Genomic DNA, 20960 nt, shown 5'->3' on the forward strand with positions numbered 1-20960 from the left:
ATGCTTCACTAACCTTTACCCCTAGTGGCCTGTGGGCCATAATTCCGTTTGGCTAATCCCATAATGGTGTCCTTACCCTAACTGACGTTTAAATTCTTTAACGGCGAAGAAGTAAGAGATGACCATGATGCCGACGCACCAGGCAAGCGCGATCCAGATGCCGCTGCCAACAGACCCTTCATACAAGAGAGCACGAATCGCATTCACGATTGAAGTCACGGGCTGGTTCTCAGCGAAGGCACGGACTATTTTAGGCATGGTATCGGTTGGGACAAAGGCCGAACTGATAAACGGCAGGAAAATCAGCGGATACGAGTAGGCTGTCGCCCCTTCCATAGACCCCGCTTTCAATCCGGGAATGACCGCCAGCCATGTCAGCGCCAGCGTAAACATCCCGAGTATCCCAGCTACCGATAGCCAATCCAGGATATTAGCGCTGGAACGGAAGCCCATCAAGAGCGCAACGAGGATAACCACTATAATAGTGAGTGCATTGGAAACAAGCGAGGTCAGCACGTGAGCCCATAATACAGACGATCGCTTAATGGGCATCGTAATAAAACGCGCCATCAGCCCGCCTTTAACATCCGTAAACAGCCGCACGGAAGTGTAAGCGACACCGGATGCGATAGCCATCAGCAGAATTCCCGGCAATAAATAATTGACGTAGTTGTCCGTTCCTGTCTCTATGGCGCCGCCAAATACGTAGACAAACAGCAGCATCATCATAATCGGCGTAATCGCCACCGTGATAATTGTATCCGGACTGCGCAAAATGTTGCGCATTAAACGCCCCAGTAATACCCCTGTTTTGCTTTTCATTTACATTTCCTCCTTTTTGCCGATGATTGCGAGGAAAATTTCCTCCAATGTCGGCTGCTTCTCGATATACTCCACCTTCGCTGGCGGGAACATCTCCTTGAGTTCGGTTAGAGTACCGGTCGTGATGATTTTTCCGCCATGCAGAATGGCGATACGGTCTGCCAGTTGTTCGGCTTCCTCCAGGTACTGGGTCGTCAGCAGGATGGTCGTGCCGCCGCCGGCGAGCTCCTTGACGGTATCCCAGACTTCAATCCGCGCTTCCGGGTCAAGCCCTGTCGTCGGTTCATCGAGAAAAATGACTGCCGGCGTCCCGATCAGGCTCATGGCAATGTCAAGCCGGCGCTTCATCCCGCCGGAATAATTGTCAGCCCGGCGGTTGGCCGCCTCGGTCAGGCTAAATCTTGCAAGCAGATTGTCAGCGACTTCTGCGGGATTGGAAACTCCCCTCAGCCTGGCGATCATCATCAGGTTTTCCCGCCCTGTGAGCATGCCGTCCAAGCTTGAGAACTGCCCTGTCAGACTGATACTCTGGCGAACAAAATCCGGTTGACGCTGGACATCAAAGCCGCAAATACCTGCTTCACCGCCATCGGACTTCATCAACGTCGAGAGGATATTGACGGTCGTCGTCTTTCCCGCTCCATTTGAGCCAAGCAGGGCAAAAATTTCGCCCCGCTGCACCTCAAAATCCACCCCCTTTAAGACTTCCTTGTCTTTAAAGGATTTTTTTAACCCTTTTACATAAATCGCTGCATTGCTCATACTTTTTTCCTCCTTGTAATAGCGCCTTGTGGGGCTGGATTACTGCAAACCCCTACTTAGTCTGACAGATATTCTGTACAACTTAGTACTGAGGTAAAAATGAAACTGAATAGTGCAGGTGACAAATCACATTTGTAAAACACCTATTCAGTCGGTTTTATCTCTAGTATTTACTTCTTTCCCAATCGCTTCATGATACTCTGATTCAAATCTTCACGATACTTGGCGACATAGGTTTTAGCATTTGCCACCAGTTCGTCGGCAAAGGACGCCACGTCATCTCCGGTGATTTCCAGCACTTGTCTGCCTTCCGCCGCACCGGCTTCGAACAACTCGATTAATTCATACTGCATATGCAGCATATCCATCCCGTTGCCCGCTGAGAAATTCCACATGTAGTTTTGAATCTTCTTAAATACAAACTGGTAGTCCTCTGGCAGGGCTTCAACCCGTGCCATCATCATTTTGTATTCTTTTTTATCACCAATCAATTTTTTGAACATTTCCAACATGTTATATTTCCTCCTTTTTTATAAAGCTGAACAAGACACTCCAAAGATATCGGACAGAATATCTTATGAAACTAGGTTGACTTCAAGACGTTGATTTTTGATGATACAAAATCCCATTTCTTCCAAAATAATTCGAGTTCCTCGCGGCCAGCCTCATTAAGTGAGTAAAACTTGCGGGGCGGCCCCATATCGGACGGTTTCTTTTCTACATCCACCAGTTTTTTCTTTTCTAATCGCACGAGGATGGTGTAGACCGTCCCTTCCACGACTTCGGTAAAACCAAGCTGGTTCAGCCGGCGGGTAATCTCGTAGCCATAGGTTTCTTGGCGGCTGATGATTTCCAGCACACAGCCTTCCAGCGAACCCTTCAGCATTTCAGTTAAATTTTCCATGTTCAGAGCCTCCTCTATTATGTCTGACTTATATTCAGTATTACTTAGTACCAAGGAAAATTTATACTGAACAGCTTTTGGGAACCTTCGCTATTCAGTATTGCTTATTACAGGTACATTGTAACACCGAGTAGTTAAGGGCGTCAACTTTTTATTATAAAAAAATTAAAATTGGTCAACTGCCCCTTCTTGCATAAAATGAAATTAGCTGTTTTATTAAAAGCTAATGAGCGCCTGATAGCTCAATAGCAAAAAAATGACAACTCGCTATTTCTCCCAAAGCTCGACCAGGCGGCCTTCAGGGTCTTCGATCCAAACAAACTTACCAAACTCACTAACCTCTTTTTCCTTAGCAAGAGGTACACCCATTTGTTCAAGATGCTTAATAGTCTCATCTAGATTATCTACTTGAAAATTTAACATCACTTGTTGCTCTGTTGGAAAATAACTGTCATCCTCAGCAAAGAAAGAAAAGATAGTCTCATTTTCTGATTGGGGTTTAATCACAGTCCCATTCCAATTGTCTATTTCAATCTTCAGCACTTCACTGTACCATTTTTTCACAGCATCAAGATTCCTAGTTCTCCAAAATATTCCTCCGAAACCTTTTATCATCGTAACTAGCCCCTATCTTATTTTATTCTTTTCGTTTTTCGAAAGTTATCTTTACAAACTTTTGTTTTTCTATAAAAAAGGAACTGCTGCACACAGTTCCTTTGCATACTCCTCCAATGACCAGTTAAATCCAATCTTCACTCTCATCAGCAAGTCTTTGTAAATCATTCATAAAAACACCCGCATGGTAGCCATCACAAACAGCATGATGCATTTGTAAAGAGACAGGCAGGAATAATTCATCATTTACTTGTGAATACTTCCCTCCAGTTATTATGGGCAAGAGAAAATCCCCGCCATTATTTATATTTAAATTAAATGAGGTAAAAGAACTCCAAGGAATCATAGAAATCGGAATAGTATTATCTGGTATAGGTGTTTTGGGAAATAATCTCCCCGTACCATTGTATTCTTCAACATCATTTCCATATTGAGAATGAAACTCTGAAAAAATAGTTAGGTTTGGTGACCAGATGCCAGAAAATGTGTACATCTTCTTATCAAAAATCGTATATAGAGGGCAAATCTCTGTCCAATAACCTAAATGACCTTCTGAGTTAAAACTTATTCGAAACTCTCTGTGGGAGTTAACGATTTTTGAAACCATAAAAATAAACGCAGGATATAGCTTATAATTCTTTTTCTTTAAGTTCTTCATAAGAATAGTAATATTTATTTCATTCGTCATACTGAATGTGGTCTGCTGCTTTAAGTAGTGTTCAAAATATTCTTTTCGATCCCACTTGTCACGATTAATAATGTTAAATTTCATACTCAACGCCTCCTAATATAATTTAATTTTTATCTTAGGAGGCTATTTTCACTGCTTTTTTCATGACAGTCATCCTTTTTATATATAATATTTCCTTATATTACCCGGTATCTCTAACTAGTATCAAAAGTTTTCTTCCACTTACAAGCCCTCAGTTCAAAAAGCAGTAATAAAGAATGGCACTTCAGCTATTAAAACTCATTAATGTTTGATATTACACCTTTTAAAATTTCAATTGATTTTATTGGTTCTTCATCAAGCTCTAAACTGTGATTCCCACCATCAATCACTTTTAATATAAGATTTTGATTCTGTTTCAATTTTTCAAAGCGTTCTTCAATGAAACAGCTATCCCGATCTCCAATAATACAAAGTCCCTTATGATCACTATGAACCATTGCATTAAATACGTCATCTCTTTGCAGTAACGGTGTCAGCCATACGGCTTTTGCATCTTTCAGCATAGTATTATTAAACAGATAACTTAAAGCAATTGTACCTATTGATTTAGCCACCACATAATAATTACTGTATTTCTTGTTCTTAATGGCGTTGTCGATTGCATGTTGTACATTTCTCGTGAAATCCTCTTCATTTAGCACAGACATCTCTTCCCTGCTAAATGTATAGTTAATGTGTAATACATCAAAACCTTTTGTGTAAAATAACCCTGATGTAAAGTGCAGCAGCGGAGCATTTGTTGAGTAGCCAGCCCCGGGCAAGACAATAACTAAACTATTTGCTTCTTCCTTTTGTTCTATCAATCTAAAAGGAATACTTTTTGAACCAGCAATTTTATGATTAGTCACCGTTTTCTCACTTCCTAAGTTTTTATTGGTACCTATTCTTGACTATCACCCAATATTCCTTTTTCACGTGATCTGCTCCCATAAACAAAACATCTTAAAATAAAATATCCCACTAGTAAAAGAGCTTCCCAAGAAAAATGGGAAGCTCTTAACTTATTTGTCCTTAATTCTCAGAAGACGCAAGCCGTTTAATGTGACAATAAGTGTCGCACCCATATCTGCAAAAATCGCAATCCAAAGCGTTAGCCAGCCTGGAATGACCAAAAGTAATGCGACAAGCTTTATTCCTAATGAAAACGTAATATTTTGCTTAATAATGCTAAGGGCTTTTCTGCTTAACTTCACGGTAAATGGCAGTTTCCCAAGATCATCTGCCATCAGGGCAATATCTGCTGTTTCAAGAGCCGTATCTGTTCCAGCTCCCCCCATGGCAATCCCAACAGTAGAAGCAGCCAATGCAGGGGCATCATTTACACCGTCACCAACCATTGCCACACGGTCATATTTCTTTCTAAGATCTTTGATAAACGTTAATTTATCCTGCGGCAATAATTCAGCTTTAATATCCGATACGCTGACTTGTTCACCAATCGCGTTTGCAGTGCCTTCGTTATCGCCAGTAAGCATAATGGTTTTTTGAATCCCCATAGAATGAAGATCTTCAATCACATTTTTGCTGTTTTCCCTTAACACATCCGCAACGGCAAACAGACCTAATACTTCTTCAGAGGTACCTGCCGCCATGACCGTTTTTCCCTGCTTTTGAAGACGGGCAATAGCTGTTTTTAATTCAGCTGGAATTCCATTTTTTAATAGTTCCTCGAACAAATTCGGGCTTCCAACGTAATACATCTGATTTTGAAAGATCCCTTTAATCCCTTTTCCCGTAATGGAAGAAAAGTCTTCAATACGGATGTCCTGGTATGGCGCATTTTCTTCTTCTGCTTTTTTCATAATAGCTGAAGCAAGCGGATGCTGTGATCCCTTCTCCAATGCGGCAGCAATGGACAAAAGCTCATTAGAATTTGCATGGGATTGCGGCAGGTAATCTGTTACCATGGGAATCCCTTTTGTTAGTGTCCCCGTTTTGTCAAAGGCAATGGCTTTGATTGCCCCCATCTCTTCTAAATGAATACCGCCTTTAATCAGTACGCCATTTCTTGCGGCATTCCCAATCGCAGTTACAATGGCAACTGGGGTCGAAATCACGAGCGCACAAGGACACCCAACCACAAGTGCAGCTAATCCCTGATAAATCCATGTATCCCATTCAGCTCCAAAAAACAGCGGAGGAACAACAGCTACACCTAAGGCAATAAGCATGATGAGCGGCGTATAGTATTTAGCAAATTTGTCGACAAAGGCTTGTGAAGGGGCTCGCTCAGCCTGAGCTTCTTCCACCAAGTGGATGATCTTTGCAATTGTCGTATCATCTACATGCTTCGTCACTTTAACCTCAAGCAGACCCTCTTCATTCAAGGTTCCTGCAAAGACTTCATCTTTAGCCGCTTTGGCAACAGGGACAGATTCCCCCGTAATAGCCGCTTGATTGACGGAAGATAAGCCCTTAACTACAATGCCATCCATCGCGATTTTTTGCCCTGGCTTGACAATCATAATGTCACCGAGCTGAATATCCTCCACCTCAACCATCATTTCTTGGTTCCCTCTTCGGATTAAGGCTTCCCGTGGAGCTATATCCATTAAGGAACGGATCGATTGACGGGCTTTATCCATGGAATACGTTTCAAGCGCTTCACTGATCGCAAAGAGGATGACAACGGTTGCCCCTTCTCCCCATTCCCCAATAAAGGCAGCACCAATGACAGCAATCGTCATCAGTGTTCTCATATCAAACTGAAGGCGAATTAAATTTTTCAGCCCTGTTGTGAACAAGCGGTATCCGCCAATAACCATTGATGCACCATATGCTAAAATGGAGAGAATGTCCCCTTCCCCATTCAGTTCCCCTGCAAACCATCCCATAACGAGAAGGACAAAGGAGGCGATGACAGTAGCATGTTTTTTCAGAAAAGGTTCTTTCTTCTCTACAAATCGCTCCTTTTCAGGAATAACTTTTAAATTTTCAAAAGCTCCGGCCTTCTCCAGCTCTTCAATGGTTGCCTCTCCGTACACCGTCAGCTTTGAAGCACCGAAATTTATATTTGCATCAGAAACACCATCCAGGTGTTTTACGTTCTTTTCGAACTTTGCAGCACAGCCTGCTCAGGAAAAACCCTGTACACGGTAGACATTTTTTTCATCTGATTTCGCTAAAGCCTCACTCATATTGATACACCTCCTTTTGATGTGTAAAGGCAATTTGAATCAGCTGTTTGACATGATCATCATCGAGCGAATAAAAGACTAATTTGCCATCCTTGCGATATTTCGCCAGTCCCATATTTCGAAGGAGCCGTAAATGGTGAGAAGCAGTAGCTGTCGTGCACCCCACAATATTAGCTACATCACAGACACATAATTCTTCTTCTTCACATAGTGAAAAGGCAATCTTTACCCTGGTGTCATCAGATAGCGCTTTAAATATTTGGGCAACAGCAGAGGTATTCTGATGGGAGACAGATTCTTTCACACGTCTTACTTTTTCTTCATCCACGCAGGTTACTTCACAAACATCATCGTGCTTCAAAAGAAGCCACCCCCTTAATCAAACGATTGTTTGATTATTAGTATATGTACCTTTTTCTAAATAGTCAAACAATCATATGGTTATTATCTCAAAGCAAAAAATGGTTCATCCAAATCGGGGATGAACCATTAATTTGAAAAACATAACCGTCATAAACAGTTGCATATGTTATTTACTCTTGTGCTTTAGGCTGGGAGTGCGTGCCAGAGGGGATGATAGCAAAAAGGCCAATTAAAGCCCCGTCAGCATAATTACTAATACGCCCAATCAATATGCTATAATTTGGAGGAAAAATTGAAGATAGAGGTGACAATCCTTGGCCATACATGTCGTACTATATCAGCCTGATATTCCGGCCAATACCGGAAATATTGCCCTTACTTGCGCTGCAACGGATACATCCTTGCATTTAATCCGGCCGCTTGGCTTTTCAACAGATGAAGAAATGATCAAACGGGCAGGCTTTGATTTCTGGGATTCCGTGAACATAACATATTATGATTCAATGGATGACTTTTTTTCAAAAAACCAGGGGGAATTCTATTATATTGAGACCTTTGGTGAACAGGCACATTCATCCTTTGACTTCAGTGATGCATTAAAGGAGCATTATTTTATGTTTGGAAAAGAAACAACGGGCTTGCCAAAAGATTTACTGGAGGAAAATAAAGATCACTTTCTAAGAATACCCATGAATGATAATGTCCGTTCACTCAACCTTTCGAGCACAGCTGCTATATTGGTGTATGAGGCTCTGCGCCAGCAGGGATTTCCCCATCTTAAATAAAACATCTTCCGCGCTGGAAGATGTTTTGTTTTTGCACTTTATAAAAGACAAAACCCAATTCATACATTATGTATCTGTTTTAGACTGAATGCTGTTTTTCTTTCTTGTTTCTGGCAATAAGAAAAAGCTGCCCTAATGACAGCCCAGGATCCCGCTATCGCTCTATAACACTTCAGGTCAGTCATTTTTCCGGTTTCAGAATGGTTCTTTGCAGGGGAACGCCTCCCATTGAAACATTGCGTTCTATGAAAATATAGGTCTGGCCATCAATGACAAACTTTCGATTCCCTATATAACTGGCCTCCCTCCCTTGATTGTCAAGTTCACTCTGGATTGCTTCAACATACTCTTTAAAATCCGCATACCTCTCATCCAGATCAATGGTGATATGATTTTTTCTATATCCCATAAGCCAATTAAAACCAATCAGGCATAAACCGAGTATCACCAAAAATAAAATGATTTTCATACCGAGGTTTCACCTCCCTTTAAAACCTTTTCCCCCTATACCTAATGTATGATTTAGTAAATGTTACGTTTCATAAAAAAAGAATCCTCAAGCTTATGTGACTCCAAAAAAGTAGTGAGTTTCTCATCTCTTTCAAATGCTAATTTACCTATCCAGATTAAATGTCCCCAAGAATCAAGTACGCTGAGTTCAGAGTGTGGAATATTTTTGTGGGCGTGATAAGGATGTTTCAGTGGAATAAAACCGTCATTTTTACTATGAAGAATCAAAACAGGACAGGCGATGGATCTTAAATCTTGGCCGGTTAATTCCTTGGTTTGTTTAATGTCAATAAGAAAACCACTGCCTGATCGCTGACGGTTATTCATCTTTTTAAATTCCTCAATATCATTGTCACCAATTCTTTGTTTAATGTCTTCTTTTGAGAGGGAACTAAACTGCGAAGACATCATGTTGAACATTACCTTTGAAAAGGAATTACTGAAAAAACTAAGCATCTTCCATGTGAACCCTTCAACAGATGGCCGAAAGATAATGTGGGCTGCCTTATACTCCAGATCCTTCGGTGTAAGCCATTCCTTTGAAACCGCACTCTCTAAGGTAAGACTTTTAACTCTTTCCGGAAATAAAGAGGCAAATCGGATACCTGTTGGGCCGCCAGCCGATATAGCCAGTATATGAACCTGTTCAATGCGAAGATGGTCTACCAATTTTGCGTAATATTCACATGCAGCAGTTAAACTTTCCCCTATCGCTTCTGAAGTCTTTCCATATCCTGCCCTTGACGGGGTAATGATGGAATATCCATTCTCTACTAAACCTTTATATCCAAATTCTTCGTTGCAATTTGAGTGTCCTCCATGAAAAACAAAAATAGGTTCACCTTTCCCAATAACGGAATACTCGATGGTCACATCGTCTACTGAAAATAATTCAACTCTTCTCTCCACACTACCATCTCCCTGATTGCTTATCTCTCTATATCAATACTAACATAATATTCCAGATGCTAAAAAAACAGAGGGATATTTTATTTCCTCTGTTCTTCCCTGCTAACCTATAATCCCTTTTTTACCTTCCCCTCCATCACCTGGGCCATTTGCTTAGAATCAAAATCATTCTCTTCATAGAGTTTATGAATGATGTTTTGATAGTCTCTTTCATTCCGGTTCTGGCTTAATTTATCGGCAGCTTGAATTTCCTTTACCTTAATCTTGAATCCAACAATTCCTTTTATCTGCTGTTCTAAAAGCTCCGGAGAAAGCTTATCCCATAAGACTGGATTTTTGCGATGTTTTTCATATTTTTGTAGCAGCATGGCCAGGTCCTGCTTTAATTCCTCTTCGCTCAGAATACTGGCTTCGCCATATACATGGACAGCCTGATAATTCCATGTTGGGACATTTTCTTCCTCATACCAGGAGGAAGAAATATAAGCATGTGGCCCCTGGAACATCACCAGCACATCTTCAGAGGCTTCGAATGTTCTCCATTGCGGATTCCCATATGCCATATGCCCTGTTAAATAGCACGTATCTCCTTCTATAATTAACTGCAATGGCAGATGAGTAGCAATGGGTCTTCCTTGTTTTGTCGAGACCATCGTGCCAAACGAGTTACTTTGAACAAACTCCCAAATTTCATCCGCATTTGTGACTTTATAGTATTTTGGAATATACATAATCATCCGCCCTTCGAAAAAATCATTTGAGAATCTTGACCATTATAAAATCCGTTTGTTCTTCATCACCCATATAAAAAGAGTGGGATCCAGTTTGGACAAGCCCCATTTTCTTATAAAAGGCAATTGCCTTTTCATTTTTTTCCCATACACCCAGCCAAATTTTCTTTTTATTAAGTTCCACCGCAGCTTCCAGGGCTTTATGGAACAGATATTTACCAAGCCCCTGTTTCTGAAATGAACTTCTGATATAAATCCTCTCGATTTCGAGTGCTTCATCGCCCATTTCTTCAGTCTGAGCCTCATCGGTATTAACCTTTAAATACCCGGCAGTCTCGCCCTCAAATTCAACAAAGCAGAACTGTGATGAAGGTTGGGATAGTTCAGTTTCCAATTGCTTTAGGTTAAATGCCTTTTCCAAATAGGCTTCCATATTTTCGGGTGAATTCTGTTCCTTAAACGTTTCATTAAAGGTTTCATAACTAATTTCCTGAAGTCTTCTTAAATCTTCAAGCGTACATTTTTTCATATTAATAGTCATTATGCCTCTCCCTTAATAATTTCTCTTGTTCCCCTTTTTTACATATTCCCAGTCTTTCTCTACATTTTTTCTAACTCTTTGAAGCAGCTTGAAAACGGTTGCTGCTTCTTTCTCGGAAAATCCCTCTAAGGCAATCGCATTGGAATATTCATGTTCTCTTTTTATAAAAGGAAAAGCTTTTTTCCCCTTCTCTGTTGGGAAGAGCCTCCTGATTTTCTTGTTCTGTTCATCGTCTTTCTTTTCTATAAAGCCATTCAGTTCAAGCTTTTTAATCGCACGGGCTGCCGTTGTCCGATCTGCTTTTATCATCTCAGCTAACTTTTCCTGAATAATTCCTGGATTTTCACATATTCGCACAAGGTACAGGTACTGCCCTTTTGTAAGGTCAAGCTCTTTAAATTCGATATTGCTTATGGAATCCAGCGCCCTCGCGATCATGCCAATTTCACGGAGAATTTCCAGTGTACTCAACTCCTCAACACGTTTTTTGTTGTAAATGCAACAATAACACCATGTATTCAATCTAACTTATTTTTGTTGCATTTGCAATATTTTTTTATTCATGAGGTCTTTTAAACCTAGGAACCGCTTATTTAATATCAAAAGGCCCGCTTTTCAGCGAGCCTTAAAGTGTTATCTTACAAATGTAAGCTTACTTTTCTCTTCATTGATTTCACATTGTGATCCTTCAGATTTTCCAAATACGATGCTTCTGTCGCAGATGGCTTTTACATCTTCTTTATCATGAGTCACCATGATACAGGTCATATTTGCCTTTTTCAGGATCTCCCGAAGTTCATCCCTTATCGAGCCCTTTAAATTCGCATCCAAATTACTGAATGGCTCATCCATCAGCAGCAATTTCGGCTTTGGCGCAAGAGCCCTGGCCAGAGCTATCCTCTGCTGCTGCCCGCCGCTTAGCTGATGCGGATACCTTTTTTCAAAATCAGTCATCTGCACAAGCTCAAGCATCTCCCTGACACGCGGCAATCTTTCCTTCCGGGTCAGGCGGGATAAGCCGAATAAAAGATTATCTTTTACTGACATATGAGGAAAAAGCGCGTAGTCCTGAAACACCATGCCTACTCCACGGTCTTCCGGCTGTAGGAAAGTCTTCTTGCCTGCTGCTTCTGTACCGGCGATTTCTATCGTTCCCGTCCTTGGAATTTCAAGACCTGAAATCAATCGAAGAAGCGTGCTCTTCCCGCTTCCACTCTGTCCAAGTATGCCAACGATCTCCCCTTCGTCCATTGTAAAAGAAAAATCTTCAATTACAGGAACACGGGCTTTTGGAAATGAAAATGTCAGGTTATGAATTGTAAGGATGTTCATTTTTTCACCTTCTTATCAATCATTTGAAACACCGCAACAGATATAACACTTACGAGAATAATCATGAGGGAAGGTATGGCCGCCTCATAAATCATCTCATCTTTTGCGTATTGATAGGTTTTCGTGGCAAGGGTATCAAAATTAAATGGCCTGAGCAGCAAAGCTAATGGAAGCTCTTTAATAATTTCTACAAATGTTAAAATAAAACCGCTAAAGAAAGCGCCTTTAATCAATGGCAAATCCACCTTGAAAAAGGTTTTTGTGACGCCGATGCCCAGCATCCTTGATGCTTCTGTATATTTGTTCCCTATTTTCTCAAATCCGATTTCAACAGCATTATAGCCTGTTGCCATAAATCGGATGGTATAGCCAATCACCAGCATGGCCAGAGATAAACTTAAGATTAGGGGAGCTTTCCCCCACCCCATATAAGAGTAAAATGGCGCAAGCAAAGAATCAAGTTCTATAAATAACGCAAGGACTCCAATCGCAATGATCGCACCGGGAATCGAGTATCCTGCTGTTGCCAGCTTGGATAAAATGTATGCTCCTGAGGAATGGGACCGTGTTACATTTGCGATAATCACGGCAAACAAAAGAATCAGTGCCGTAGAGATTATTCCAACAAAAACAGTCTGGTACAATAATGTAAAGAACGTATCATTCCACACTTTCGCGAAAGTCAGCCTGGACCATGCCAGCAGCTGAACCACAGGTATTAAGAACCCAAGAAGAAAAATCACCGAACAGTAGATAAAAACCGCTGCAGCCCGAAGCCCCTTCAACTTTTGGCGTACCAGGGTCCTGGCTTTGCTGCTGATATTATACCGTCTGCCCTGCCTGAGCAATTTTTCAATAAAAAACAATCCAACTATGATGACCATTAACCATGCAGCCAGCCGCATTGCTGAATCTGCATCATACATGCCAAACCAAGTCTGGAATATGGCTGTCGTAATCGTATGAATGCCAAAATAGCTTGTCACACCATAATCACTCAAAACTTCATAAATAACAAGCACAGCTCCAGCAACGATTGCAGGTCTTGAGAGCGGCAGGACAATTCTCACAAAAATTGAAAAGGGTTTTCTTCCCAACAGTCTTGCATTTTCCAGAAAAGAAGAGCTTTGATTTTCAAGAAAAGCTCTGCAGATGATATAGACATACGGAAAAAGAAAAATCGTAAATATAAATACAGCACCTCTAAGCGAGGATATGGATAGCCATTCCGGGTTAATTTTATAATCGAACTCGTTCCTAAAGGTTACCTGAACCACCCCTGTATAGCTCAACATCGTTCGATAGGTATAAGCTGCAATATAAGGAGGAATGGTCAGCGGAAGAATCAGCCCCCAGCTGAAAAAGCGCCTCATCGGAAAGTCGTATGCAGCAATGAGCCAGGCCAGGCTTACTCCCAATATTGCTGTAAAAATCCCTGTCAGCACGACCAGGATAATCGAATTGGCAGCATAATTTTTTAATAGATACTCCCTGATCTGAAACCAATTTTCATTCGGTTCCTGGAAAATAGAAAAAAAGATAAACAAGATGGGCAGCAAAATCATTGCCGCCCCAATCAAGCTTACCAGCCACCATCCGTTAAAATCCTTTCGAAAGAAATGTTTAACAGATTCAGTATTCATTATTATTTCCAGCCTGTTTTATTAAAAATTTCAATGGCCTTTTGGTTATGCTTTCCTAAAGTATCAAAGTCAAGCTCCTGCATCTTAAAGTCGCCCCATGACTTAAGGATTTCCGGCTTCTCCGCTTCAGGATTAACAGGGAATTCATAGTTGTTTGCCGCTAAATATTCCTGAGCATCCTTGCCAGTCATATATTCAATCAGCTTTGTCGCATTTTCAGGGTTCTTGCTGTGCTTCGTTAGCCCAATTCCGCTGATATTCACATGTGTGCCGTTTGTTTCCTGGTTAGGGAAGAATACGCCCAAGCCTTCCGCTACTTTCACTTCTTCAGGGTCAGATGAATTGGCAAGCAGTCCTACATAGTACGTATTCATAATCCCCACATCACCGATGCCGGCTGCGATGGCTTTCGCCTGGTCACGGTCACCGCCATCCGGCTGGCGGGCGAAGTTCTTCACAATTCCTTCTGACCATTCTTCTGCCGCTTTTTCACCATTTAATTCAATGAAAGAAGCAAGAAGTGACTGGTTGTAAAGGCTTGTTGAAGAGCGGGCAAGCACTTTGCCCTTCCACTTATCGCTTGTTAAATCTTCATAAGTGGATAATTGATCAGGCGAGACTCTCTCCTTTGAGTACACGATTACACGCGCCCTGGTAGCCATTCCAATCCACATGTTTTCTTTATCCCGCAAATTCTCAGGAACATTTTCGCTGATAACATCAGATTCAACCGCCTGAATAATATCATTATCTTTTGCGTGCGCAAGGACACCGCCGTCAACTGTAATGAATAAATCGGCTTCCGTGCTTTCGCCTTCACGCTTTAGGCGCTCAATCAGCTCTTCAGCTTCACCTTTCACAACATTGACTTTAATGCCTGTTTCTTCTGTGAAATCTTTATATACTTGATCATCCGCCTCATAATGTCTGGCAGTATACACATTAACTACCTGCTCTTCCTTTTTGGAAGCGGTATCTCTTTCACCATCAGAAGTACTTTCTCCCCCGCATCCAGCAAGAGCAAGGGTTAGAGCAGTTGTAGCGATAAAAGGCTTTAGTAAATTTGATATGTTCATGTTTCTTTCCACCTTTACATATGTACTTGATATTGATAATTATTATCACTTACTACATTCTACATACCCCTGCTCGTTTCGTCAATATCCTTTTGCTCTGAAAATAGCAAATTTGTCAAATCATATGTTTTGGAATGTAAGGCGGGGCTGTCCAATTATCCCTATTATTCTTTCCTAACGACAGCAACCTCCCCAAACCTATATGCTAAAATAGATAAAAATGGGAGGTGTTTATTTGCCGGATTGGTCGTATCATCCTATTTTTAAGCCCATACTTCAGAAGCTGCCGCCTTCCTTCAGCCGAGAGTTTATCCATCGCGGAATGAGCATGATTTCATCCAGCCGTATAGGGGAAGGATTAATCGAATTTCTTGGTCATATGGAACCCTCCAGCAAGCTTGCGAAAAATGTATTTGGTGTTCATTTTTCCACTCCAGTTGGATTAAGCGGCAGGATTGATCCTCACTTAACCGGGATGAAGGCTTTTCAGAATCTGGGGTTTGGATTTACTGAAATCGGACCCGTTTCCATTCGAGGGTCAGCAGAAGAACTATATGCAGACCCGAAACAAGAAAAGATACATAGATTAATGGACGCTTCAGTAGAGTTAACGGCTGCCAAGAAACAGCTGCTTTCTCTAAAGAAAAAGAAAATCCCTTCCCTCATTAATGTGGAAGGAACTTATCAGGAAGCCATGCATATTTGTGAAGAATTGCTGCCTTTTAGTGACGGATTTATTTTGGGCAGCCATACTATACAATCAGCGAGCCAATTTAATCAATTAAAATACAAATTAAATAAACCTATCATCCTTTCTTTTTCACAGGATGATACTCTCAGCCTGGACTATAGCCCGGACGGAATTCTTATTACAGGCAATGATTCACTGGAAGAACTCGTTCATAAGCTGGCAGCTCTCAGAAAGCTGTACAGCGAAGATTTCCCCATCATCACTTCAGGCTGTATTAAGGAGCCTTCAGATGCTATTAAACTGTTGGAAAGCGGAGTTTCTTTAATTATGTTAGGCGATGAGTACATTTTTACTGGACCCGGATTGCCAAAGAGGATAAATGAGGCCTATACCAGTACATTCCAGAAGGAGCCTGTTAAAGGGGAAGGATGGCGCTGGTACTGGCTGTTTGGCTTGGCTATTGCCATTGCAGGGGTCATTGCCCTGTTTTTCAGCATGACTTCGGTGATCCTTCCCTATGATGAGAGATTTCTGGGGATCTTTAGGAAAGACATTATTTATTTTAACCCTGCCATTTTATACTTTATGGCCCATGACAGAATGACACTGTCAGGAACGATGATTTCAGGAGGAATCATCTATATGCAGCTTGCCAGGCATGGAATAAGAAATGGCCTCCACTGGGCAAGAAAAGCAGTAAATATAGCAGGAACTATTGGCTTTCTGGGAATTGTCCTGTTTATTGGCTACGGTTATTTTGATTGGTTACATGGGCTGTTCTGGCTTATTTTACTGCCCTTGTTTATATTGGGATATGCAAAATCAAGAACAGCAAGTGCATCTCCCTCCAGTTCAAATCTTTGTAACAGTGCGCAGTGGAAGCTGAGCTTATTCGGCCAGCTTTGCTTTGTGATACTGGGGTTTTCATTAGCTATTGGCGGGATGGTCATTTCCGTCATTGGAGCTTCACATGTATTTGTACCAACGGACCTTGCTTATCTTTGCCTGACTCCTGAAGCTCTGAACGAATTTAACGATCGGTTAATTCCTGTGATCGCACATGACCGTGCGGGATTTGGAAGCGCACTTTTAAGTGTAGGCTTGCTGGTCTTGATGCTGGCTTTATGGGGGATCCGCGAGGGGGAAAGATGGGTGTGGTGGACCTTCACCATTGGGGCGATTCCATCATTTGCCGCCGGAATCTTAACTCATTTTTTTATTAACTATACGGATTTCATCCACCTGCTTCCTGCTTACTTCGCATTGCTTTTATATGTGATTGGAGTTATCGCAACCGCCCCTTTCTTATTAAAAAAATAGTGGCTAAATAAAAAACCGGGCGGTATCAGAACTGGATACCACCCGGTTTTCAGCATATAGATCACTCTTTAACAGCCGCTTCTTCACCTGTTTGATTTTCATGATGGGGTTTCACTCTTTTAATAAAGAAAGCAAGGATGAGTGCAATCACCGCAATCAATGCAGAAATGAAGAAAGTGAAATTAATGCCATGCAGCATCGCTTCATTCATGATTTGCTGCTGCATGTCAGCTGCGGCCTGTGCAGATGGCTGAGCTGCACTGGCACTCATATTGGCCAGTGTGTCAGCAGCCAATTCCTCCGCTTTTTCTTTCGTGCGGTTGTTCATGACGGTAATCAGCAGCGCGGAGCCAATGGCGCCGGATACCTGCTGCAGTGTATTATTCATAGCGGTTCCGTGCGGATTATTTATCGCCGGCAGCTGATTCAATCCATTGGTCATGACAGGCATCATAACCATTGACATCCCGAACATCCGAAAGGTATACAGCAGAACAAGGGTAGAATAGGCCGTATTCATGCCGATTCTGCTGAAGTAATAAGATGTTACAACGGTAATGGTCAGCCCAATCACCGCCAAAACTCTCGCCCCATACTTATCAAAGAGTTTCCCTGTAATGGGAGACATGATTCCCATGACAATTGCTCCCGGAAGCATTAATAGACCCGAGTCCATTGGTGAAATTCCGCGGATGGTCTGTACATAGATGGGCATCAAAATCATCGCTGAAAACATGGCGACAGCTATCACGATTGAAATGGCCGAGGACAGGGCAAACATTGGATATTTGTAGATGCGAAATTCAAGCATAGGATCATCCATCCGAAGCTGACGGAGTACAAAGGTAATTAAAGCCAGTGCCCCAATCACAATCGTGCCGTACACGAGAGGACTATCCCATCCTTTTTCTCCTGCTGAACTAAAGCCATAAAGCAAGCCGCCAAATCCGATGCTTGATAATACCAATGAGATGACATCAAGCTTAATCGCTCTCTGCGGTGTAATATCTTTTAATTTAAAGACTGCAAAGGCGACGGTTAAGAGAGCAATTGGCAGAACAAGGTCAAATAACATTCTCCAGCTGTAATGTTCAATCAGCCATCCGGAAAGAGTCGGCCCAATCGCTGGTGCTGTGATCATGACAAGACCAAACATCCCCATTGCTGCCCCTCTTTTTTCAACCGGAAATGCGGTAAGCATGACATTCATTAATAATGGCATCATAATAGCTGATCCTGAAGCCTGAATCATCCGCGCCCCTAATAACACACCAAATGCAGGCGAAATACTGGCCAGGAATGTTCCCAAAGTAAACAGTGACATGGCTGTAATGAATAATTTCTTATCGGAGAATCGCTGAATAAAGAATGCACTCGCCGGTATTAAAATCCCGTTAATAAGCATATAGCCTGTAGACAGCCATTGTACGGCAGTTGCATTCACATCGAATTCTTCCATAATGGATGGGAGGGCAACGTTCAGCAATGTTTCATTCAATATCGCTACAAAAGCCCCGATAAATAAAATGGCGATCATGCCATATGGCGGTTTGTTTTGAACCGAATTGGTTTCCTGCGACATATTGAATCAATCCTTCTTTCTATGTTAATGATAGATTTGTTTATCGGATACACCCAGCCGGGTCAGACCTGGATGAAACCTTCCCGCAAAACGTTTTGCAAAAACGGGCTCGGTTCCCCTGCGCTGTAGAGCTGCAAATCATGCATAGCTCTTGTGCAGGCGGTGTAGAATACTCGGCGCAGGCTTTCATCACCATAGACATGCTCGGATGCATCATAAATGATGACGGCATCAAATTCGATGCCCTTGGATAAATACGAAGGTACGACAACCACTCCTTGTTCATATTCAGTCGAGTTGCTTTTCAAGAGTTTAATTCCATCGATGCCGGACAGGGCCTCATATGCACGCAAACTTTCTTCAGCCGATTTGCATATAATCGCAATACTTTTAAACCCTTGGCTTCGCAAATCCGCGACTTTAGACGCGATGCAGCTTTGCAGCTCCTCGTGACCTGCTATTTGCTTCAGCTCGGGCCGATTGCCGCTGCGGTCAAAAGGGATGATCCTTTCGCCGTTTGGAACGAGTCTTCGCGTAAATTCAATGATCGGCTTTGTGGAGCGGTAGCTTCTTGCTATATTGATCACTTCTGTTTCATCCGGTCCGTAAAGGCCCATAAGCGGTTGAAAATCAGCCATATCGCTGGCATGGGCAAATATCGCCTGATTAAAGTCGCCGAGTACCGTCATCTTTGCGGCAGGAAACAGGCGCTTCAGAAACTCAAATTGAAAAGGCGAGTAATCCTGCGCCTCATCAACGACGATGTGTTTTATCGAACTGTTCGTCTGAAAGCCTTGAATCTGCTCCTTCAAATATAAAAACGGAGTAGCATCTTCATAAAGCAGGTGACCTTCATCCAGCATTGCCACCGTCGCCTGGCAAATATCTGCCCATTCCACTGGTGTCTCGACCTCTGACCATTGTTTGATCTGCAGGGAATCAGCAAAAATCTGTTTGTATAATCCCTTAAAATCGACAAAACTCAACGCCCGGATTCGTTTTCGCAGCGGCTTCAGCTTTTTCCGGACAATCAAGCGGGCTAACGCTTCAGGCTCAATTTCATAATCATGAATCGAATCTTCTTTAAAGCCGCGTTTTTTCGCGAGATAGGCATGTGCCTGATGATATTCCTCATTGCTGAGCAGCTCGATCTCCTCCTGTACCCACGGCTTATTCCGTTCCCCCTTTTCAGCTTCATTGATTCTCTTAATGAGCCAATCCATTAGCTTTTCAAGCCTATTATGAAAGCGGAGTGACGTGTCGCTGCTATAAAACCTCTCTCCCATTTGCTGCGCGGAGACAATCGGCTTTCCTCTGAAATTTATGTCCTTAAATAGCATTCCCGATAACTCCAGCGACTTCATGTATGCGTGGATTGCCTCAAAAAAGCGGGCAGATGCTTTGAATTGAATGCCCGCAACCCTTGCCCTGTAAGAAGGGGTATGGTCTGCAGTTAACACGTATTCCAGCTGCCCGTATGGATTTTCAACCTCGAACTCTTTACTCAGCCGATGGTCCAAATATTCCTGGAAGGTGACCTGCTGCATATTCTCTTCACCGAGTTCCGGCAGCACATTGGATACATAACTGTTAAACATTGTATTTGGCGAGAACAAAATAATTTGCTCCGCATTCAGATTATCCCGATCCTTGTACAGCAAATAAGCAATCCGCTGCAGGGCCGCCGAGGTCTTGCCGCTGCCGGCCGCACCGTGAACAATGAGCAGCCTTCCGCGATCATGACGGATGATGCGGTTTTGATCCTGTTGAATGGTAGCTACTATATTGTGCATATGTTTATCAGTACCCTTTCCCAGAACCTCCTGCAGGATCTCATCGCCAATGGTGAGACTTGTATCGAACATGGACTGCAGAACGCCGCCGCGGATAAGATATTGCCACTTCTTCTCCAATGTGCCCTGGATTGTGCCGACGGGTGTTTCATACTTGGCCGGACCGGGCTGGTAATCGTAGTAGACACTCGAGATCGGCGCCCTCCAATCGTAAATAAGGAAGTTTTCGCCGCTGTCATCCCTCAGTGAGCTGATGCCAATATAGATTTGTTCTTGATCCGATGAACCTTCTTCCATAAAATCAATCCGGCCGAAGTATGGAACCTCCTCCATCCGGCGCAGCGTGGACAAGCGCTTGGATGCATGTCTGTGGGTGCTTTGGCTGACCGAAAGAGCCTGAGCCTCCTGCCTCAACCCGATGATGGTTTCCAGGTAATCATCGAAGGTATCAATATTCACCTTAACTTCATCCCAAAAGTGTTTGCGGATATGAACCACTTCGTTTTTTCTCCTGGAGGTTTCTTCTTCCAATCTGCTGACTTCCTCCGCAATTGTCCCCATTACACTGTCCAATCGGTTTTGCTCCTGCTGAAGTTTCGAATTCATAGCAAACACTCCTTAAAAAAATTTATAAAAAGGGTTGACAAACGAAACGATTGCATTATATAATTAAGATAGGGAAAATATATTTATTTTTTATTACATAATGCG

Annotated in this window: 21 protein-coding genes; 2 read left to right on the top strand and 19 right to left on the bottom strand. The window is 42.4% G+C overall.

The window, feature by feature from the left end; translation table 11 throughout:
• Positions 1 to 72: 72 nt before the first annotated feature.
• The 9 genes from JI665_RS26680 to JI665_RS26720 form a co-directional block, all read right to left on the bottom strand.
• A complete protein-coding gene (locus JI665_RS26680) occupies positions 73 to 822 on the bottom strand; it encodes an ABC transporter permease (protein ID WP_206845752.1) in 750 nt (249 codons plus the stop codon).
• Complete coding sequence (locus JI665_RS26685; RefSeq protein WP_206845754.1) at positions 823 to 1584, bottom strand: ABC transporter ATP-binding protein; 762 nt, start codon at positions 1582 to 1584, stop codon at positions 823 to 825.
• A 170-nt stretch (positions 1585 to 1754) separates the two neighbouring features.
• Entirely contained in the window at positions 1755 to 2096 is a 342-nt protein-coding gene (locus JI665_RS26690; RefSeq protein ID WP_206845756.1) for a DUF1048 domain-containing protein, read from the bottom strand.
• Positions 2097 to 2167: 71 nt separating this feature from the next.
• Entirely contained in the window at positions 2168 to 2488 is a 321-nt protein-coding gene (locus JI665_RS26695; protein ID WP_206845758.1) for a PadR family transcriptional regulator, read from the bottom strand.
• Between the two features lie 267 nt (positions 2489 to 2755).
• Positions 2756 to 3103: a VOC family protein gene (locus JI665_RS26700; protein WP_206845761.1), complete on the bottom strand. Its 348-nt coding sequence runs from the start codon at positions 3101 to 3103 to the stop codon at positions 2756 to 2758.
• 124 nt (positions 3104 to 3227) lie between these two features.
• The gene (gene catA / locus JI665_RS26705) at positions 3228 to 3875 is read right to left on the bottom strand and encodes a type A chloramphenicol O-acetyltransferase (RefSeq protein ID WP_206845763.1); all 648 of its coding nucleotides are present in this window, start codon (positions 3873 to 3875) and stop codon (positions 3228 to 3230) included.
• Positions 3876 to 4066: 191 nt separating this feature from the next.
• Positions 4067 to 4684 carry an alpha/beta hydrolase gene (locus JI665_RS26710; protein WP_206845766.1) on the bottom strand — a complete coding sequence of 206 codons (618 nt, stop codon included), beginning with the start codon at positions 4682 to 4684 and terminating at the stop codon, positions 4067 to 4069.
• 153 nt (positions 4685 to 4837) lie between these two features.
• Positions 4838 to 6973, bottom strand: coding sequence for a heavy metal translocating P-type ATPase (locus tag JI665_RS26715; RefSeq protein ID WP_206845768.1), 2136 nt, complete (start codon positions 6971 to 6973; stop codon positions 4838 to 4840).
• Complete coding sequence (locus tag JI665_RS26720) at positions 6966 to 7334, bottom strand: ArsR/SmtB family transcription factor (RefSeq protein WP_206845769.1); 369 nt, start codon at positions 7332 to 7334, stop codon at positions 6966 to 6968. The genes JI665_RS26715 and JI665_RS26720 overlap by 8 nt, the downstream gene beginning before the upstream one ends.
• 316 nt (positions 7335 to 7650) lie before the next feature.
• On the opposite strand from JI665_RS26720, the gene trmL reads away from it, so the two are divergent.
• On the top strand, positions 7651 to 8121 hold the full coding sequence (trmL, locus tag JI665_RS26725) for a tRNA (uridine(34)/cytosine(34)/5-carboxymethylaminomethyluridine(34)-2'-O)-methyltransferase TrmL (RefSeq protein ID WP_206845771.1): 471 nt from the start codon (positions 7651 to 7653) through the stop codon (positions 8119 to 8121).
• A 181-nt stretch (positions 8122 to 8302) separates the two neighbouring features.
• Here trmL and JI665_RS26730 read toward each other — a convergent pair whose 3' ends face one another.
• From JI665_RS26730 to JI665_RS26765, 8 genes are all read right to left on the bottom strand, one after another.
• Positions 8303 to 8590 carry a hypothetical protein gene (locus JI665_RS26730; RefSeq protein ID WP_206845773.1) on the bottom strand — a complete coding sequence of 96 codons (288 nt, stop codon included), beginning with the start codon at positions 8588 to 8590 and terminating at the stop codon, positions 8303 to 8305.
• A 53-nt stretch (positions 8591 to 8643) separates the two neighbouring features.
• The gene (locus JI665_RS26735) at positions 8644 to 9540 is read right to left on the bottom strand and encodes an alpha/beta fold hydrolase (protein WP_206845774.1); all 897 of its coding nucleotides are present in this window, start codon (positions 9538 to 9540) and stop codon (positions 8644 to 8646) included.
• Between the two features lie 107 nt (positions 9541 to 9647).
• The gene (locus JI665_RS26740) at positions 9648 to 10271 is read right to left on the bottom strand and encodes an FMN-binding negative transcriptional regulator (protein ID WP_206845776.1); all 624 of its coding nucleotides are present in this window, start codon (positions 10269 to 10271) and stop codon (positions 9648 to 9650) included.
• Positions 10272 to 10293: 22 nt separating this feature from the next.
• Complete coding sequence (locus JI665_RS26745; RefSeq protein WP_206845777.1) at positions 10294 to 10812, bottom strand: GNAT family N-acetyltransferase; 519 nt, start codon at positions 10810 to 10812, stop codon at positions 10294 to 10296.
• Between the two features lie 12 nt (positions 10813 to 10824).
• On the bottom strand, positions 10825 to 11250 hold the full coding sequence (locus JI665_RS26750; protein WP_206845822.1) for a MarR family winged helix-turn-helix transcriptional regulator: 426 nt from the start codon (positions 11248 to 11250) through the stop codon (positions 10825 to 10827).
• Positions 11251 to 11445: 195 nt separating this feature from the next.
• Positions 11446 to 12144, bottom strand: coding sequence for an ABC transporter ATP-binding protein (locus tag JI665_RS26755; protein ID WP_206845778.1), 699 nt, complete (start codon positions 12142 to 12144; stop codon positions 11446 to 11448).
• Positions 12141 to 13787, bottom strand: a complete 1647-nt coding sequence (locus tag JI665_RS26760; protein ID WP_206845779.1) for an ABC transporter permease — start codon at positions 13785 to 13787, stop codon at positions 12141 to 12143. The genes JI665_RS26755 and JI665_RS26760 overlap by 4 nt, the downstream gene beginning before the upstream one ends.
• Before the next feature lie 2 nt (positions 13788 to 13789).
• Complete coding sequence (locus JI665_RS26765; RefSeq protein ID WP_206845780.1) at positions 13790 to 14863, bottom strand: Fe(3+) ABC transporter substrate-binding protein; 1074 nt, start codon at positions 14861 to 14863, stop codon at positions 13790 to 13792.
• A 235-nt stretch (positions 14864 to 15098) separates the two neighbouring features.
• Here JI665_RS26765 and JI665_RS26770 point away from each other — a divergent pair, with 235 nt between their 5' ends.
• Positions 15099 to 16874: a dihydroorotate dehydrogenase gene (locus JI665_RS26770; RefSeq protein WP_206845784.1), complete on the top strand. Its 1776-nt coding sequence runs from the start codon at positions 15099 to 15101 to the stop codon at positions 16872 to 16874.
• Between the two features lie 61 nt (positions 16875 to 16935).
• On the opposite strand, the gene JI665_RS26775 is transcribed toward JI665_RS26770, so the two are convergent.
• Both JI665_RS26775 and helD read right to left on the bottom strand, forming a co-directional pair.
• Complete coding sequence (locus JI665_RS26775; protein WP_206845786.1) at positions 16936 to 18456, bottom strand: DHA2 family efflux MFS transporter permease subunit; 1521 nt, start codon at positions 18454 to 18456, stop codon at positions 16936 to 16938.
• Positions 18457 to 18518: 62 nt separating this feature from the next.
• The gene (helD, locus tag JI665_RS26780; protein ID WP_206845788.1) at positions 18519 to 20855 is read right to left on the bottom strand and encodes an RNA polymerase recycling motor HelD; all 2337 of its coding nucleotides are present in this window, start codon (positions 20853 to 20855) and stop codon (positions 18519 to 18521) included.
• Between the last annotated feature and the right edge of the window lie 105 nt (positions 20856 to 20960).

The sequence above is a fragment of the Bacillus sp. NTK034 genome, from assembly GCF_017303275.1.
Taxonomy (GTDB): domain Bacteria; phylum Bacillota; class Bacilli; order Bacillales; family Cytobacillaceae; genus Cytobacillus.

Excerpts from the sequence above, each read along its gene's own strand:
- JI665_RS26680 (WP_206845752.1), bottom strand. The coding sequence starts at position 822 with ATGAAAAGCAAAACAGGGGTATTACTGGGGCGTTTAATGCGCAACATT.
- JI665_RS26685 (WP_206845754.1), bottom strand. The coding sequence starts at position 1,584 with ATGAGCAATGCAGCGATTTATGTAAAAGGGTTAAAAAAATCCTTTAAA.
- JI665_RS26690 (WP_206845756.1), bottom strand. The coding sequence starts at position 2,096 with ATGTTGGAAATGTTCAAAAAATTGATTGGTGATAAAAAAGAATACAAA.
- JI665_RS26695 (WP_206845758.1), bottom strand. The coding sequence starts at position 2,488 with ATGGAAAATTTAACTGAAATGCTGAAGGGTTCGCTGGAAGGCTGTGTG.
- JI665_RS26700 (WP_206845761.1), bottom strand. The coding sequence starts at position 3,103 with ATGATAAAAGGTTTCGGAGGAATATTTTGGAGAACTAGGAATCTTGAT.
- catA (WP_206845763.1), bottom strand. The coding sequence starts at position 3,875 with ATGAAATTTAACATTATTAATCGTGACAAGTGGGATCGAAAAGAATAT.
- JI665_RS26730 (WP_206845773.1), bottom strand. The coding sequence starts at position 8,590 with ATGAAAATCATTTTATTTTTGGTGATACTCGGTTTATGCCTGATTGGT.
- JI665_RS26740 (WP_206845776.1), bottom strand. The coding sequence starts at position 10,271 with ATGTATATTCCAAAATACTATAAAGTCACAAATGCGGATGAAATTTGG.
- JI665_RS26745 (WP_206845777.1), bottom strand. The coding sequence starts at position 10,812 with ATGACTATTAATATGAAAAAATGTACGCTTGAAGATTTAAGAAGACTT.
- JI665_RS26750 (WP_206845822.1), bottom strand. The coding sequence starts at position 11,250 with ATGATCGCGAGGGCGCTGGATTCCATAAGCAATATCGAATTTAAAGAG.
- JI665_RS26755 (WP_206845778.1), bottom strand. The coding sequence starts at position 12,144 with ATGAACATCCTTACAATTCATAACCTGACATTTTCATTTCCAAAAGCC.
- JI665_RS26760 (WP_206845779.1), bottom strand. The coding sequence starts at position 13,787 with ATGAATACTGAATCTGTTAAACATTTCTTTCGAAAGGATTTTAACGGA.
- JI665_RS26765 (WP_206845780.1), bottom strand. The coding sequence starts at position 14,863 with ATGAACATATCAAATTTACTAAAGCCTTTTATCGCTACAACTGCTCTA.
- JI665_RS26775 (WP_206845786.1), bottom strand. The coding sequence starts at position 18,456 with ATGTCGCAGGAAACCAATTCGGTTCAAAACAAACCGCCATATGGCATG.
- helD (WP_206845788.1), bottom strand. The coding sequence starts at position 20,855 with ATGAATTCGAAACTTCAGCAGGAGCAAAACCGATTGGACAGTGTAATG.